15 protein-coding genes and 1 pseudogene are annotated in these 15,649 nt (G+C 61.0%); 1 reads left to right on the top strand and 15 read right to left on the bottom strand.

The window, feature by feature from the left end; all coding sequences use genetic code 11:
• Positions 1-129: 129 nt before the first annotated feature.
• A complete protein-coding gene (locus tag ACUSIJ_RS01490; protein WP_449306572.1) occupies positions 130-2,175 on the bottom strand; it encodes a DUF4214 domain-containing protein in 2,046 nt (681 codons plus the stop codon).
• Positions 2,176-2,489: 314 nt separating this feature from the next.
• Between ACUSIJ_RS01490 and ACUSIJ_RS01485 the strand changes: the two are divergent.
• Positions 2,490-2,630: pseudogene (locus ACUSIJ_RS01485) on the top strand (IS3 family transposase); the annotation flags it as partial.
• Between the two features lie 114 nt (positions 2,631-2,744).
• Here ACUSIJ_RS01485 and ACUSIJ_RS01480 read toward each other — a convergent pair.
• The 14 genes from ACUSIJ_RS01480 to ACUSIJ_RS01415 form a co-directional block, all read right to left on the bottom strand.
• On the bottom strand, positions 2,745-3,533 hold the full coding sequence (locus ACUSIJ_RS01480; RefSeq protein ID WP_449306571.1) for a phytanoyl-CoA dioxygenase family protein: 789 nt from the start codon (positions 3,531-3,533) through the stop codon (positions 2,745-2,747).
• A 652-nt stretch (positions 3,534-4,185) separates the two neighbouring features.
• Positions 4,186-5,115 carry a DMT family transporter gene (locus tag ACUSIJ_RS01475; RefSeq protein WP_449306570.1) on the bottom strand — a complete coding sequence of 310 codons (930 nt, stop codon included), beginning with the start codon at positions 5,113-5,115 and terminating at the stop codon, positions 4,186-4,188.
• 231 nt (positions 5,116-5,346) lie between these two features.
• Positions 5,347-6,120, bottom strand: coding sequence for an enoyl-CoA hydratase-related protein (locus ACUSIJ_RS01470; RefSeq protein ID WP_449306569.1), 774 nt, complete (start codon positions 6,118-6,120; stop codon positions 5,347-5,349).
• A gap of 104 nt (positions 6,121-6,224) precedes the next feature.
• Positions 6,225-6,686, bottom strand: coding sequence for a MaoC family dehydratase (locus ACUSIJ_RS01465; RefSeq protein ID WP_449306568.1), 462 nt, complete (start codon positions 6,684-6,686; stop codon positions 6,225-6,227).
• Positions 6,687-6,724: 38 nt separating this feature from the next.
• Complete coding sequence (locus ACUSIJ_RS01460; protein ID WP_449306567.1) at positions 6,725-8,293, bottom strand: CoA-transferase; 1,569 nt, start codon at positions 8,291-8,293, stop codon at positions 6,725-6,727.
• Between the two features lie 86 nt (positions 8,294-8,379).
• Positions 8,380-9,156: an amino acid ABC transporter ATP-binding protein gene (locus ACUSIJ_RS01455; protein WP_449306566.1), complete on the bottom strand. Its 777-nt coding sequence runs from the start codon at positions 9,154-9,156 to the stop codon at positions 8,380-8,382.
• A 48-nt stretch (positions 9,157-9,204) separates the two neighbouring features.
• Positions 9,205-9,900, bottom strand: coding sequence for an amino acid ABC transporter permease (locus ACUSIJ_RS01450; protein ID WP_449306565.1), 696 nt, complete (start codon positions 9,898-9,900; stop codon positions 9,205-9,207).
• 35 nt (positions 9,901-9,935) lie between these two features.
• Positions 9,936-10,766: a transporter substrate-binding domain-containing protein gene (locus ACUSIJ_RS01445; protein ID WP_449306564.1), complete on the bottom strand. Its 831-nt coding sequence runs from the start codon at positions 10,764-10,766 to the stop codon at positions 9,936-9,938.
• A gap of 88 nt (positions 10,767-10,854) precedes the next feature.
• Positions 10,855-11,178 (bottom strand): hypothetical protein, encoded by a 324-nt coding sequence (locus tag ACUSIJ_RS01440; RefSeq protein ID WP_449306563.1) that lies wholly within the window; start codon positions 11,176-11,178, stop codon positions 10,855-10,857.
• Positions 11,179-11,199: 21 nt separating this feature from the next.
• Entirely contained in the window at positions 11,200-12,144 is a 945-nt protein-coding gene (locus ACUSIJ_RS01435; protein ID WP_449306562.1) for a dihydrodipicolinate synthase family protein, read from the bottom strand.
• A gap of 8 nt (positions 12,145-12,152) precedes the next feature.
• Positions 12,153-12,584 carry a MaoC family dehydratase gene (locus ACUSIJ_RS01430; RefSeq protein ID WP_449306561.1) on the bottom strand — a complete coding sequence of 144 codons (432 nt, stop codon included), beginning with the start codon at positions 12,582-12,584 and terminating at the stop codon, positions 12,153-12,155.
• Positions 12,577-13,011: a MaoC/PaaZ C-terminal domain-containing protein gene (locus tag ACUSIJ_RS01425; protein ID WP_449306560.1), complete on the bottom strand. Its 435-nt coding sequence runs from the start codon at positions 13,009-13,011 to the stop codon at positions 12,577-12,579. Before ACUSIJ_RS01425 ends, ACUSIJ_RS01430 begins: the two co-directional genes overlap by 8 nt.
• Before the next feature lie 10 nt (positions 13,012-13,021).
• Positions 13,022-14,185, bottom strand: coding sequence for an acyl-CoA dehydrogenase family protein (locus ACUSIJ_RS01420; protein WP_449306559.1), 1,164 nt, complete (start codon positions 14,183-14,185; stop codon positions 13,022-13,024).
• Positions 14,186-14,189: 4 nt separating this feature from the next.
• Positions 14,190-15,419 (bottom strand): CaiB/BaiF CoA transferase family protein, encoded by a 1,230-nt coding sequence (locus ACUSIJ_RS01415; protein ID WP_449306558.1) that lies wholly within the window; start codon positions 15,417-15,419, stop codon positions 14,190-14,192.
• Positions 15,420-15,649: the final 230 nt, after the last annotated feature.

The following is a 15,649-nucleotide window of genomic DNA, read 5'->3' as shown; positions in this document are numbered from 1 at the left end:
CCTCAAATTTGGCAAGTCGAACCGAAACTCGTTCATGGTGGTCTCCTGCTTTGACACCTCGTGCCAAAGCAGGACTAACAAAACTCATCAACGCCACCCAGAGGAGCAGACCCTCATGCTGGCTGGCGATCAAGACAGATCCCATACCTCGAAATTCACCCTGTCTCCCACTGTCTGTATCATCAGATTGTGCGCTTCGTCCGAATTGGCGAAGCCCAGCACCACATCCGCGTCATCCAGGCTCTGCCCGGTGAGGGCGTTGACCCAGTAATCCAGACCCTCCGTGTCGGCCGCGCGGTCGAAGAAATACCCGTACAGCTGGCTGACCCATGTGCGGGCGTCGTCAGGCTCCGTGGAAGACGGGCCGATGCCGGCCTGAAATTCGTTACTGTCGATGAAGCCGCCCGCCACAGTGCGGGCGCCGTCTCCGGCATCGAGCCGGGCGATCCAGTAACCGAGGCCCGCGTCATCCGGCGCGCGGCCGAGCGACCCATAGAGCCGGTATGCAAGGCCGGCGTGGCCGTCGAGATCGAACGCCAGCGCGCCGTCGCTGAAAAGCAGGCGTTCGATATCCCGAAGCTGGTCGTTGCCGTCGCGTCCCGGAAGGAGATCATCAACGAGCAGAGCATCGGCTTGCCAACGCAGTTCATACGACGAGCGGAGGCCGTGGTAACTGACCCAGTTGATCTCCACATTGCCCCGGATCTGATCGTCCGTGGCCCGCGTTTCCGCGTGGGTCTGGCCGGCAGCGAAGTCAATGGCGTAGTGTGCGTCGACCGCGAAGGAGGCGTAGAAGAGCTTGCCGTCGGGATCGACGTACTGGTAGATCTCGTGCCCGGTCTGCGTGTCGTGCACCGCAAGCCCTCTGTACGCGCCGATCGGCTGGCCGGTAGCTGGGTCGCGGTAGACCCGGCCGTCGATCTCCACATATGACACATAGGGGTCCTGTCTGATCAGATTGGCGACCTCGATGCTCATCGGTGAGCTTGGAACGGTGAACGGCCCTTGGGGACCGCCGGCCGGATCGTTGCCGGGGCCGCCCGGGTTGTAGACAGGCGAGTAGTCTCCGGAAGACGGCAGATGGACGCGCGTGATGGACGCAACGGCCGCGGCGTCGCCGGCCAGGATGATATCGTACTGGTTGTCGTGATCCTCGACATAGGAGAGATCATAGCTGTCCTGCGCCGGCCCCGTATCGGCAATGCCGAGCACACGGACGGAGCCGAGGCCTCCGATCGTGACGTCGGTCCCGGCTTCGCGGATCCAGACGGTCCGGCCCTGCTCGTCGACGGCTTCAAGCAGGAAATAGCGTTCGAAATCGGTGGGCAGGATGCTGGCGATGCCGTCGGGCGAAAATCCGGCGCTGGTATACAGCCGCAAGCGATACTCCGCTTCGCTGCCGAAGAGGTCGATGCCACTGTTCTGGTTGGACGCCTGCAGCCAAAGCGGCGCGCCTTCGCCGAGATCACTGATATGGTCAAGGTTGGCGGCCACCAGTTTCGGGCCGTTGCCGGCCACGTAAGGATTTTGGCTGTCGATGCCCAACCCCGTCGCCAACACCAGACCATCGGCCGTTACCAGTGTCAGCGGCGTATCGGTGGCGACGATATCGACATGGACGGGGTAGAGTGCATCGGGATTATCCGGGCTCAGACGATTGCCCCAATAGCCGGTCAGCACAACGGTCTGCCGCTCGTTGTATTCGCTGTTGGGCACCAAGCTCGCCGCCAGCGGCGTGACCGTATCGCCGGTGTTGAGCGTGATGCGGAAGGCCGCCGGGTCAACCGTGTCGCCGAGCACCGGATGGCTGAAAACCACGGGAATGGTGTCGGCCTGCAGTGCGGCAACGCCGTAGAGGGCGAGAAAATTGTCGTAGCTCACGGCGGAATAATAGGCACGGGCGGCTGCCTGCAGCGCGGGGTCGAGCGTCTGCCAGGCCACGTTGCCGGCTTCGGCTGCCTCGCGGGAAGCCTCGTCGGTACCGTCCAGCCCCGGGACGCCCATGTAGCCGTCGAAGCCGTAGTTCGCCGTGATGATGCGCGGTTGCGATCCGTACCAGTCGGCTCCCAGATGGATGGACTGATTGAGCGCGGGAGAAGATGCCGTGGCCGACAGGTTGTTCCGGAGCAGGAACTGCAGAAGGGGTTCGGCGAGTTCGGTGTAATAGATTGACATGAATCATACCCCTGCGGTGAAGTAAACAGCCGGTCCCCGACGCGGGATCTGGCCTATTTTTCTGCTTCCCGGACACCGTCGAAGGGAAAGGGCTCCTGCAACCCAACGCTGTACACCCCCTTCGGCTCGAGGTTGACATGTAGCCCGGGTGGTGCCTGTCCACCACCCCATGGATTTGGGATTGACACCTGGCCACGTCGAATGACCCGCACATTGCAGGGCAGAGCATGCGACCGGCAGAACGGCGACGGGGCTTTTGCCGGCCTTGGCCTGCGCCATTGAACTGGCCCACCTTTACGTATGTCTTCGGAAGAATAGGAGGACGACGAGATGGCAAGAGGCACAGAGCGGGAGAGATCGTTGCCAAGCTTCGGCAGGTTGAAGTGCTGACGGCGCAGGGCAAATCGGCTGCGGAGGCGATCCGGTCGATATGGGTTACGGAAGTCACCTATTATCTCGACGCAGGGGGCGACATGAGCCAGACCACGTTGCTGCCTGATCCTTCAAGCCCATTGCAGTCACCAGCAGCGGGGTTCCGGAGCCGTCGATCGGCCCCGGCATTTAAGATCTCAGAACGTCAGTCCGCAGGCTTTGCGGATCGCGATCTGGACAGGCGATGGCGGCAACGCCGGGTCGAATTCCTCCCTGGGCAGCAATGGCGGTTGCGCCATGAAGCGTGGCCTTGTCCCTCGGTGCGGCTGCGCTGCATGAACCAGGAACGGATGGCACAGATAGACCGTGCCCGCCGCGCCCGTCGCAAGCTCCTGCGGGCATTCGTCGGTCGAGGCATAACCGCCCGCCGAAATTTGCCGCAGGGTTGCACCGCCCTCGCCGTAAGGAAGGAGCTCACGCGCAATGGCCGCATGCGAGCCTTTCCTGATCCGGGTCGGCGCGTCATCGGGTCCGACATCCGAGAAGAGGAACAGCATCAGCAAAGCGCGGCGACTGCTTTTCACGTTGGCCCGCCACTCCATGAAATCCGCGCTGTCGCCGAAGCTCATGTCGACATGCCAACCATCATCGCCGGGTTCATCCGGTGAGGGGAAACGGATCGGGAAGCTTCCCAGTCCCTGTGGCGCGAGCCAACGGCCCGGCCCGGCCAACTGGTCGTAGGCTTGATGAAGGAGCGGGGTGTTGGCAGCCTGAACGAAGGGGGGCGTGGCGAGGGACGCGATCCGGATGACAGGTCGCGTCCAGTCCTCGGGCCTGTCGGGCGAAAGACCCATCGCGGCCCATAATTCGTCTCTGCATTGCCTTGCGAGATCGGCCGGAAAGGCGCCGTCGATCCTGACGAAACCGTCGTCGATAAATCTCTGGACCTGACGCGGAGTCAGGCCGGAAGGAAGGGAACTGGACATGATGCATTCTCCATTCGGCACCTGCATCGGAGGCGCCGCGTTGATCTGACGGCGCGTATGCGCCGGGCGACAGGGCCGTTCAGATCAGCGGGAAGAATGTGGACATGAACATCATTGCCCAAATCTAGCGTGAGTATCGGGAAGCCGCAAGCGATGTGCAGTCTTGCGATGTGCAGTCTTGCCCGCCAACGTCCGCAAAGCTCCGCATCGCCGGCGCTTCCGCGCAAATTTCGCTGCGGCAAACACGAACAGCCGTTATCGGGAAGGACGGCAACGCTCTCGACGAACGACTTCCTGCCCGGATGATCCCTCCGGAGCGGCGCAGACAACGAGAGGCCGCCCCGGAAACCAACCTTGGGCGGCCTCTTTCGCGTCCGGAGCGTGAGGTTCAATACCGAAACGTTTCCGAAAAGGGGAGGGGGCTGCGAGCCGATCTGCCCTCCGCGGCCTTTCCTTCACTTAGGGGAGGTGTATTGCCATCGACACGACTTGCAGGCCAACATCGAACTTCAGCAGGAAGCACGACATGCTGATCGCGCAGATTTCTGACCTTCATGTCCGTCCCACGGCCAGCTCGCCCATGGCGTTTCAGAGACCAACCTGCTTGCCGAACGTTGCGCCAGCCCCCACGACGATGGTTGCGAGCGATGCTTCACGGTGCGTTCTGCGATCGATCTCCACTCGCCTTGACCCCACGCGTCTCTCGCAAGAAAATGAAAATCCCGCTGGAGATAATCAAGCTTGCCCCACCGAGCACGTGCAGCTCAGGAAGGTCTGAAAAGACGACATATCCGGTGAAAATGGCAATCGGTAGCTGTGTGTAGGAAAACGGGGCAAGAGTCGAGGCTTTCGCAAAGCGATAAGCATATACGAGCAAGAGATGGCTTCCCAGCCCGAGAACACCAAGCACCATGAAGAGTGGCGCATGCGCTAGCGTCGGGGTCACCCAAGAAAACGGGAGGAACAGGCCGGATGCGACAGTGCCTGCAAACCCCGTATAGAACAGGGTGACCATCGGCGGATCGGACTGGTTGATCACGCGCGTCGAAACCTGAAAAAGGGCCCAGGTGAACGCCATGCCCAGCGGCAGCACCATGGCCCATTGGAAGGCGGCTCCTCCCGGCTGCATGACGATCACGACCCCCAGCACGCCAACGAATATCGCTACCCAATGAAAGAGGTCGACGCGCTCGCGCAAGAAGATCGCCGCCAGAAGCGTCACGATCAGCGGCGACACGTAGCTGATGGTATAGGCTTCCGCCAGCGGCAGCCGCCGCAGGGCGGCCACGAACATCACGGTACCGCAGAGCAGCAGCAGAGCCCTGGCCGTCTGGAACCAGGGCCTGGCGGAGTGGAGCTGGCGTCTCCAGCCGGTGAGCGGCAGCACTGCGACCATCGGAAGGAAGTGGAAGAAGTATCGCGCCCACACCGTTTGCAGGACGGGATAGCCGCTTTGCACAAGGAACTTGGCGATCGAATCCAGCACCGAGAACAAGCCGACGGCACCAATCATCAACCCGATGGCAAGAGCGATCCTGCGCCCGGAACCGGAGCTTGAATATGCTGTCTGACCGCTCGCCATGGGTTGGCTATCCTGTAGGGCCTCAAGGCAAGGGCCTGAAACAGCCTGCGTTTAATCTGAGCATCAGATCAAATGCAAGATATTGGAGAATATGGAGATTTTAGCTATTTGCACAACATGCTCTGCTTCAACAGTTGTGCAAACAGCGCTGGCCTGCATCACTGACGGGCCGGGTGGAAACGAACCGGATCCGACAGGCCACAGCGCGGCCGCGGCTCACCGTCCCTTGGCTCACCGTCCCTTGAAAGAGGGGGGCCGCCGTTCGAGGAATGCCGCCATTCCTTCCTTCCGATCGTCCGAAGCGAAGGGCAGGCGGAGCGCCTCGCGCTCATAAGCCAAGCCCGCCGAAAGGCTCATCTCGAACGATTGCAGCACCGCCTTCTTCGCGGCTTTCAGCGCGACGAGCGAATGCGCGGCGATACCCGAGGCAACGGCCAGCGCGCGCTCCAGCAACTGGTCGTGTGCAACTACCTCGGAGACCAGCCCCGCCCGCTGCGCGGTCGAAGCATCGATGGTCTGCCCGCCGAGGATCATCTGCATAGCCATCGACTTCCCGACCGCGCGTACCAGGCGCTGGGTGCCGCCGTCGCCCGGGAAAATGCCGATCCTGATTTCAGGCTGTCCGAAGAGTGCCTTCTCCGAAGCGATGATGATATCCGCAATCATTGCCAGCTCATTGCCACCTCCGAGGGCGTAGCCATTGACCGCCGCCACCAGCGGCTTGCTGAAGCGTTCGATCGCCCCCCAGTCGGCCAGACGGTCCGGATTGAAGGGGACCATCTCTCCATACTGATGCTGATCGGCGATATCCGCGCCGGCCGAGAAGGCCCGCTCATTTCCTGTGAGGACGACACACCCGGTGGTGTCGTCGGCCTCCACCTCCCTCAACCGCGCTGCAAGTTCGGCAACCACGGCCATGCTCAGCGCATTGAGCTTTTCCGGCCGGTTGAGGGTCATGAGGACGACCCTCTCCGCCGGGCGTGAAACGACCACATAGGAACTCATCTGCTTTCATCCTTCGAAGTCAGCTTGCCAGGCGATGCCGCGCCAAGCGAAAGCATCGTTCCGGGCGGTAGCTGGCGCCGCACCGGCAATGGGCCATGTGCGGATCAGGCGTGCGTGGGCGCATCGCGGCGCCCAGCCAGGATCACCTGATGGTTCACGAGCACGAGTTCGTCCGCCTGGTTGAAGACATGGCATTCGACCGTGACCATGCCCCACGTCGCGTCGCGCGGCCTGCAGTCGAGCAGCCGCATGCGCGAATGAACGGTGTCGCCGTCATAGACCGGCTTAAGATAACGGATCCTGTCATGCCCATAATTGAGGCTGAAGGCCAGCTTGAAACCGATCTCATAGGCAAAGAAGGTATCGCTGACGCTCAGGACGAGGACACCCTGAGCGCAGGGGCGCTCGAACACCGGGTGACGTTTGCAATATTCCGCATCGGTGTGATGAGGATGGTCGTCGCCGGTCGCTCCGATGAACAGGCGAATATCGGCATCAGTTATCGTTCGGCCCCGGCTGCGATATTCGGTTCCGACGACAAGATCCTCGAAATAAAGCAGGCTCATTACCACCAACCTCCCTGTCATGCTTGTTCCGGCTACGCTCAACGGCTCGCCAGAGACGCGGACAACCATTCCTTTGTCGCGGCAGCGTCATCTGCCAGGATTTCCGGTGCGTATGGCCGACAATTCTCCGCCACACGGAGCGGGAAGCCTACGACAGGCGCAATATCGCGCTCAGGTACGATCCCTGGGGCCACTTCTGTCAGGAGCCATCCTTCCTGATCGAGCGTGAAAAGCCCTCTTTCCGTCACGATATTCACTTTCTGGCCGCGCTCGAGGGCCTGACGCCCGTTGAATGTCTGGTGTTCGATCGTCTCGACGAACTTGCGAGCACGCCCTTCCCGGCGAACGACAACGCGGCCGTTTTCCACCCCAACATCCGTGCCGCCGGCTGTCAGCGTCGTGCAGAAAAGGATCGTTCCGGCCCGAGCGGAAATATTGATGAAGCCCCCGCACCCCATTAACCGCCCGCCGAACTTGCTGACATTGACGTTGCCCTGTCCGTCGGTCTGGGCCAGCCCGAGCAGCGTCGCGTCCAGCAGTCCTCCGTCGTACATGTCGAACACGCTTGGCGGATCGAGGATCGCGTCCGCACCGACGTGCGCTCCGAAAATCGGTGCTTCCAGATCGCCGTTGATCCCTCCGTGTTCGGTGCTGATCGTCAGTTCGTCTTCGAGATGCAGCGATGCCAGCAGCGAAGGCAGGCCAGCGGGTAGGCCCACCCCCAGGTTCACCAGCCAACTGCGGCGCAACTGCGCGGCTGCCCTGAGCAGGATGACCCTAGCCGAGCCATGGGGGGCTGCGTCCCTGCTCCTGGGCGGCCGTATTTCTCCGGTGAGGCGTGCATCGAATCGGGAAGCTGCCGACTGCGGCGCATCGGGCGCAAGCACCACCCCGTCGACGAGGTGCTCCGGCACGACAATGGTTTTCGGCGAACGGGAGTGGCGCTCCACCAGCCGCTCCACCTGGGCGAAAACCTTGCCGCCACTCGCCTTGGCGGCAATCGCGAGGGCGAGGGAGCCGAGGGTGAGTGGCTCGTTCTCCAGGCTGAGATTGCCCTTGTCGTCGGAGGAGGTGGCTTTCAACAGGGCGACATCGATCGCCGGCGCCTTGTAGAACAGATATGGACTGCCGCCGATGGAAATGGGCTCGACCAGGTCTTCGGTCGTCCGAGCGTTCATTTTGCCGCCCTGCTGGCGAGGGTCGACATAGGTTCCCACTCCGACTTCCGTCACCAACCCCGGGCGGCGGGCGCCGCTTTCGCGCAGCAACGCATAAAGGACCCCCATGGGGAAGTTATAGGCTTCCACATCGCCATTCAGGATCATCGCGGCGAGCGAGGAGCCGTCGTAGATTGGAAACGCCGAGGCGATATAGCGCTTGAGCAGCCCCTTGTGCGCCAGGCGGTCGACGCCGGTGCCCGGTCCCAGCCCCGCATTGCAGGGGACGAAGGCGGTGATCTGCTTCGGTCCTCCTTCGTTTCGGAACCGCTCCTCCAGCGCCTGTAACAGGCAGTCGACGACCATGAAGCTGGCGTTGCCCGGCAACGTGATCGTCGCACCATCGCCAATCTGCGCCGCAACCTCTGCTGCGGAGATAACCTTGGACATCTCAACCCCCATTGTTATGGATTTGCGCCCTGTCCCCGCAGGGCCCCTGAACCGGCGGCACGACTCTGTTCGAATACCTGCGCGCTCTAATGAATGATCTTTCTCAGGAACTCGCGCGCCCTTTCGGAGCTGGGGTTGCGGAAGAATTCCTGCGGGCTTCCCCCATCCACGATCCTGCCCCTGTCCATGAACACCACGCGGTCGGCCACCGCGCGGGCGAAGCCCATCTCGTGCGTCACGCAGATCATGGTCATGCCTTCCTCGGCAAGCTCCATCATCGTGTCGAGAACCTCCTGAACCATCTCGGGATCAAGAGCCGAAGTCGGTTCGTCGAAGAGCATTATCGACGGTTTCATGCACAAGGCCCGCGCGATCGCCACACGCTGCTGCTGGCCGCCGGAGAGATAGCCGGGATATTTCTCGGCCTGCTCCGGAATCTTGACCTTGGTCAGAAAATGCATCGCCCGTTCCTTGGCCTGGGCTGCGCTCAGGCCAAGCACGGACATGGGTGCCATCGTGCAGTTCTCGAGAATGGTCTTGTGCGGGAAAAGATTGAAGCTCTGGAACACCATCCCGGTGCTGCGCCGTACTATATCGATGTTCCTGGGCTTTTCGTCGAGTGGAACCCCGCCGACGACAATCACACCTTCATCGTGCTTTTCGATGTGGTTGATACAACGGATCAGCGTGGACTTTCCCGATCCTGACGGGCCGCAGATCACGACCCGTTCTTTGTTGGCGATGGAAAGATTGATGCCTTCCAGTGCAGTAAAGTTGCCGAACCGCTTGCAAACGCCCTCCATCAAGACGGCAGGGCGTTCGCCAGCTGCGCCGCCATCGACGGATTTTTCAGGTTTGGCCATCGATTTCTCCTGACAGGTCAGAACGAGGGAACAGCTTGGTGGATCGGCTCATCGGTGACTGTCTGTCGCCTTTCCGGCAAGCTGGGAGCGCCCGAAATGCCGCTCCAGGCGTTCCTGGCACAGATCCCAGATGGAAGTGAGAGCAAGATAATAGACGGTAGCTGCAGCGTATACTTCCAGAATCTGGAAATCCTGCTGCATGAGCATCTCGCTTCTTCGCAGTATTTCCTCGACGGATATGACGGATGCCAGCGATGTTGCCTTCAGAAGACCGTTGATCGAGTTCCCCAGCGGAGGGATCATCAGGCGGAAGGCCTGGGGAAACGTCACGCTGGAGAAAGTCTTGGACCTGGACAGCCCCAAGGCCCACGCCGCCTCCCTCTGCCCGCTGGGAACGGCGAGGAATCCGCTACGCACGATCTCGGCAAGATAGGCGCCCTCGTTGAGCACAAGGCCTACAAGGGCGCAGGTGAGAACGTTCATCCTCAGGCCGATCACGGGAAGGCCCGAGTAGATTATTATAAGCTGGATAAGAAGCGGGGTTCCACGAAAGAACCAGATATAGAACTTCGCAAACCCCGATAACAATCGGTTCCGAGAAGAACGCATGAACGCAAGTATCATGCCGAGGATAAGCCCGCCGACGATGGCAGCGGCCGTCAACCCTACAGTGACGGGGATTCCGCCCAGCAGGAATGCATTGAACAGGTAGCCTATGAAAGCCGTAGTATCGAAATGTGCCACGAGCTTATCTCCAAACGGATGGGAAGCAGGGGCGACTATTTCGGACCGGGCCCACGAATGGCGATGACCTGATCGGCCTGCAGCGGCGTCATCTTGAACTTCTTGAAAAGTTCGTCATAGCTGCCGTCCTCGCGGACCTCGTTCAGTGCCTTGACGAAGGCATCAGCCACAGCTCTCTTTCCGAACGCCATGGCCATAGGCGTCGGGCCGAGATCATTGAGCACAACCTTCACCCTGCCCTCGGATTCCATGATTCGAGCGGTGAAGTCCGTGACGGCGCCGGCATCTACCTGCCCCGCAAGGGTTGCTGCAACAACGTTCGTCGCGGTCGTGAACGTGCGGATATTCATTGCGGGCAAGCCCTTGGCGACTTGCTCCTTGTCGCGAGCCATCAGCCAGTTCGTCTGGGCACCATTCAGTTCCCCGCCTACCGACTTGCCGGCGAGATCTTCAACACTGGCAGGCGCAAAAGTACTGTTCGGCGGCACGAAGATGCCAACGGCAACGGTCCCGTACGGCACCATATAAAGAATCTTCGACCGTTCCTCCGTCCAGAACATGCCGGTGTTCATGCCGTCGAGCCGGCCAGCGGTGACGGCCGGAATCATGGCGGGGAAATCCATGCGGACCAACTCGATGTCCAGACACAATTTTTCGCTGAGTGCAGCGGCGAGTTCAACGTTCAAACCCTGCAGCCTGCCATCCTTGTCCACGAACTGGGCCGGCGGATTGGTCGGATTGATGGACAATTGGACCTTGCCGGGGCTTATCAGGTCGCTGTCGCTGATAGCCGGTGTACAGGCGAGGGCAATCGACGGGGACACATATGCCGCAAGAGCCACTGCGATAGTGTATATCATTTTCATGTTGAATTTCTCCCGATAATTGTTGCACAAAAGTGCAAAGTTCCCTTCCGCATTAGTTATATCTCCCTTTCATATTATTTGTTATAAGTTACGAATCTGTCTCCTCTGCTTCGACTTTCTTGCCATTGAGTGGCCGCAATTGGATACGGGAGAAGTCACGCACATGCGGCGTGAATTCGAAGAACCCGGTCACTCGATGGTATTCCGGAGTATCGAAGGCCCAGTCTCCTGCAACCTCATAGATCGCGGCATATTTGGGTCCCTCGCCAAGTGTCTGGAAACGCTGTCCTGAGAGCCATCCAGGGCAGGACAGGATATCCGGCAAGTGCTTGCTGTCATACCATTCGTTGAATTCCTTCTCATAAGCCGGATCTATATTCAGACGGACAATATGAATGATATTCGCTTCCATCGTCTCTATGTTCCACAATCTTCATCTAGCCAATTTTATACTTCCATTGTCGCGCGCGGCGATCGCGAGCTCACCGACCTTTCGCGCAACCTCGGGCAGCAAGGGCATCAACGGCGACCTCGGATCGGCGTTCTCGATGATGGCGAGCGCCTTCAGCGCACCCTTGATGCGCGTGTGCATGTCGACGAGAGGCGCCTCGCCATAAATGCGGCGCACGATCGGATGGAGCCGGTCGCTGGCGCTGCGCATCGCGCTGAGATCAGTCGCGCAGGCTGCGTCCCACAGCTCGATGAAAAGGTGTGGCACCAGGCTGACGAGGCCGGACAATATGCCATCGCCGCCCACCGCGAGTTGAGGCAGGAACCAGTTGTAATTCGATGGCAGGATCAGAACGTCCGGGTTCGCGGCTTTCACCGCCCTCCAGTTCTCCTCATAGGAAAGCATGAGATCGCTGCCTTCCTTGATCGCCAGGACTTCTTCGATGCCAGAGATCTCGACAAGCGCCTCAGTCGTGAAACCGAACCCGGACGGCACGGGATACTGGAAGATCGACAGAGGCATGTGGGTCGCCTCCGCGATACGCCGCACGAAATCCACCGGTGCCCTGGCTGATGCGGAAGCCCCGCCTCCCAGAGACGAGGGCGGAAACAGAACGGCGCAGTCGGCACCAGCCTGGCGCGCAAGCTCGCACTGACGGATGGCTTCATCGGTCGAGTTGGCGATGATGCCCGAGAGCAACGGCTTGCTGCCGATGTGACGACGTGTGCGCTCAATGACCTCGCCGCGTTCCTCGTCCGTGAGCGTCGCGCCTTCTCCAGCATGACCATTGACGAACACCGCGGCAATCCCTTCGGGCATTGCGCAGTAGTCCAGGAGGCGCTTGTAACCGTCCCAGTCGATCTTCAAGTCGCGGTCGAAAGGCAAAACAGTAGCAACCGTAACGCCTCTTAAATCCACTTTCTTCATCTTCGGCCTCATACGGGTTTGCGACGCGGAAATTTGAGCGTGGCTCTCGCCTTGAGAACTTCGTTGCCATCCTCGTTTCGGGCGCTCGCCTCCCAGACAATCGTGCGGTTCTCCGCGTGGCATTCGGCGATCCAGACCTCGAATACAATCGTGTCTCCGTAGAAGACCGGGCCGGTGAACCAGAACCGGTCCTCGATCGACACGCCGACAATGCCCACGAGCTCGCTCGTGAGCACGCTCGTGCATATGCCCGCGATCATAATCCCGGGTGCAAGGCGCCGCCCGAAGCGCGTCGTACGTGCAAAGGCCTCATCGATGTGGACGGGACCGAAATCCCCCACCGCGGCGATGAACAGGGCACCATCGGCCTCGGTGATCGTTTTCGAGATGATCGCTCTGTCGCCGACGCTGAGAGACTCGAAAGGCTTGAGATCATACATCCCCGGCATCCTCCCGCACCGGAACCAGAGTGGCGTGGCCTTGCGCGATCACCCCCCCCTCCGTCGGCAGCGTACGCACGCATACAATGCGGCATTGGACCGTCTCACCGCTCAGCGCGATCACTTCCGCCTGCGCTTCCACTGATTCGCCCACGAACACCGGTTCGGGGAATTCGAGCTGGATTTCCCCGATGCGCCGCCCCGGGCCGCCGAGGTGCCACAGGCAGGTGGTCACCAGCGCGCCGAGTGCCAGCTCGAAGACGACCATGCCCGGCAGGCCCGCGCCTTTCGCGCGCTTTGCATCCACATAGAGCCCGCCCATATTGCCGCTTATGCCCGTGAACATCGCCTGTTCGGCGACGGTCATGGTCTTGCGGAACGAGAGGGTGCGGCCAACTGTGAGCTCGGATGGAGCCGATTGCGGCATTTTCATTCTCCTATATCGTCAAGCCTTCGCGCATTGTCGCGCGGGCGATGAGCATGCGGTGAACCTCTGACGTCCCGTCATAGATGCGGGTCACGCGTGCATCGCGGTACATCCGCTCGAGCGGAAGATCCTTGCTGAAGCCCATGCCGCCGAACACCTGGATCGCCCTGTCGACGACCCGCCCCTGCATTTCGGAGGCCGCGACCTTGATCATTGACACCTTGGTGCGGGGATCGAGGCCCTGATCGACCTCCCATGCGGCGTTGAGAACCATCATCCGAACGCCGAAGATGTCCGTCGCGGAATCCGCGATGAGCTTCTGAACCATCTGGAAGTCGCCGATCGGCTGGCCGAACTGGCGCCGCTCCGTGGCGTAAAGGCGCATCATCTCGAAGGCCCGCCGCGCCATCCCGACCGCCCGCGCGCCGATATGCGCCAGACGCACGTTTGAAATGCTGCGCATGATCAGCCTGAAGCCTTCACCAACCTCGCCGAGCACCGCGTTGGCGGGGATCCTGCAATCATCGAAGACGAGCTCGGCATGACCGTAACCGCGATGCCCCATCATCGGCTGTGTGCGCGCCACCGAAAATCCGGGCATTCCCCTGTCGACAAGAAACGTCGTGATGCCGCCCCGCGCCCGCTTTTCCGCATCGGTCACCGCGAGGACGATCGCATAGTCCGCGATGTCGCCGTCACTGATGAAATGCTTCGTGCCGTTGAGAACCCAGGTGTCGCCCTCTTTGCGCGCCGTCGTGCTGATCGAGGCAGCGTCGGAGCCCGCGCCGGGTTCGGTGATCGCCATGGCGCAGATCTTCTCGCCCCTGATGGTCGGCAGGAGGTAGGCGTCGATCTGCGATCCGCTGCATGCCATCAGCATCGGATAGACCTGGCCGAAGATACGGCGGATCAGCGCATCGGACGTTCTGCCGAGTTCCTCCTCGACGAGGCAGTGCTCGACGCATGTCAGTCCGCCGCCGCCGACATCCGCCGGCATGTTCATGGCAAACAGGCCGAGCGCACGCGCCTTGTTCTTCGCGATAGCCAATGCCTTGGGGGGGACCTGGCCGGTTCGCTCTACCTCGTCTTCAAGCGGCAGGACTTCCGTTTCGATGAATTTCCTGACGGTCTCCGTCAGTAGCCGTGTTTCTTCGGGGATCGAGAAATCAATCATGTTGCTATTCCATGTTCTCCGTCGCAGTTGCAGGGCTGCGTGTCGCCGGGTTGTCGCCCGTCCCGATGACCTTGCGTGCGACGAGATCCGCTATCCTGTCCGCGGGCATGCCGCGTTCGGTAAGAATGTCCTTGCTGTCCGCGCCCGGCGCGAGCGGCATCCTGACACAGCCGGGCAGCTTTCCGTCGTAGCGCAACGGGTGGGAGATCAACGTGGCCGGGCGACCGTTCACGTCGATTGATCCGAAAACGCCGTTGTGAATGGCCTGCGGGTCCTGGTACAGGTCCTCATAGTCGCGCACGCGCTCATACCAGATGGAATGGGCGTCGAAGCGCTCTGCCAGTTCCGCAAAACGCCGCGGTCGCAACAGACGCGCCACCACCTCCGCATATCGCTCCCGCTCGCTATAGCGATCGATATCCTTCAGAGCGCGCAATTCGTCGCTATCGAGTGCTTCCGCAAGGCGCCCGGCGTCGTTCATCGACAGAACGAGGTGAGCGTCCGCGACCCGGTAAATTCCGTATGGGGCGTCATGATACCAGCTGCCGAGATCGGGGCCCCTCTGCATGCGCGACCGGCGGTCCGGCGCGGCGTAGTACTTCGTCAAGGCCTCAACCTGCAGATCGATCGCCGCGGCGAAGAGACTGGTGTCGACGCGTGCGCCTTTGCCGGTCTGCTGCCTGCGCAGCAGAGCGCCGAGAATGCCCATTGCCAACAATGCCCCGCCGTGCTGGTCGACGACCGCCGCGCCCACCACGCAGGGGCCCTTGTCGCCGCCGCCCGTCGCAGCGATCAGGCCGGAGCGCGCCTGCATGAGCAGATCCTGCCCCGGACGTGCGGCATCGGGACCATCGATACCCAGACCCGACGCCGATGCATAGATGATAGCGGGATTGGTAGCCTTGACGGCCTCGTAGCCCAATCCAAGCCGTTCGAGCACGCCCGGTCGATAGTTCTCGACAAGCACATCAGCGTCGCGGATCAGATCGCGGGCGATCTCCAGCCCTTCGGGGTGCTTGAGGTCGATCGCGATGCTCCTCTTGTTCCGGTTGACGGCCAACGAGAAGGCGCTGACGCCGTTGACGGTCGATTTTCCGCCAGACCAGTGTCGCTCGAAAGCGCCCTGTAACGGTTCGATTTTGATGACGTCTGCCCCCATGTCCGCCAAGTATTGGCTGCAGGCAGGCCCCTGGAGGTAATGACAAAAGCTGATGACGCGTATGTTCAACCGCATGGAATACACCGATCGCTCAAAAACAGACCATTTAATCCCCTCATCGTGGTCTGAAACCGATGTCGTGATGCATCAATACATATTCCCCGCGTGGTCAGCCCACAGGTGATTATCCCCACCGGTGAGCATCGATTTCCGGGGCACAAGTATCTCAGCCCTGCACGGCGCCGTCGCCAGGCGCAGGCGATAGTGGAGGCGATAACACGGCGGAACGCGTAGCACGCGCCCTT

This window comes from Pseudochelatococcus sp. B33 (assembly GCF_053570585.1).
The sequence above is the reverse complement of the archived record's forward strand: the minus strand, read 5'-3'. Positions and strand labels throughout refer to the sequence as shown.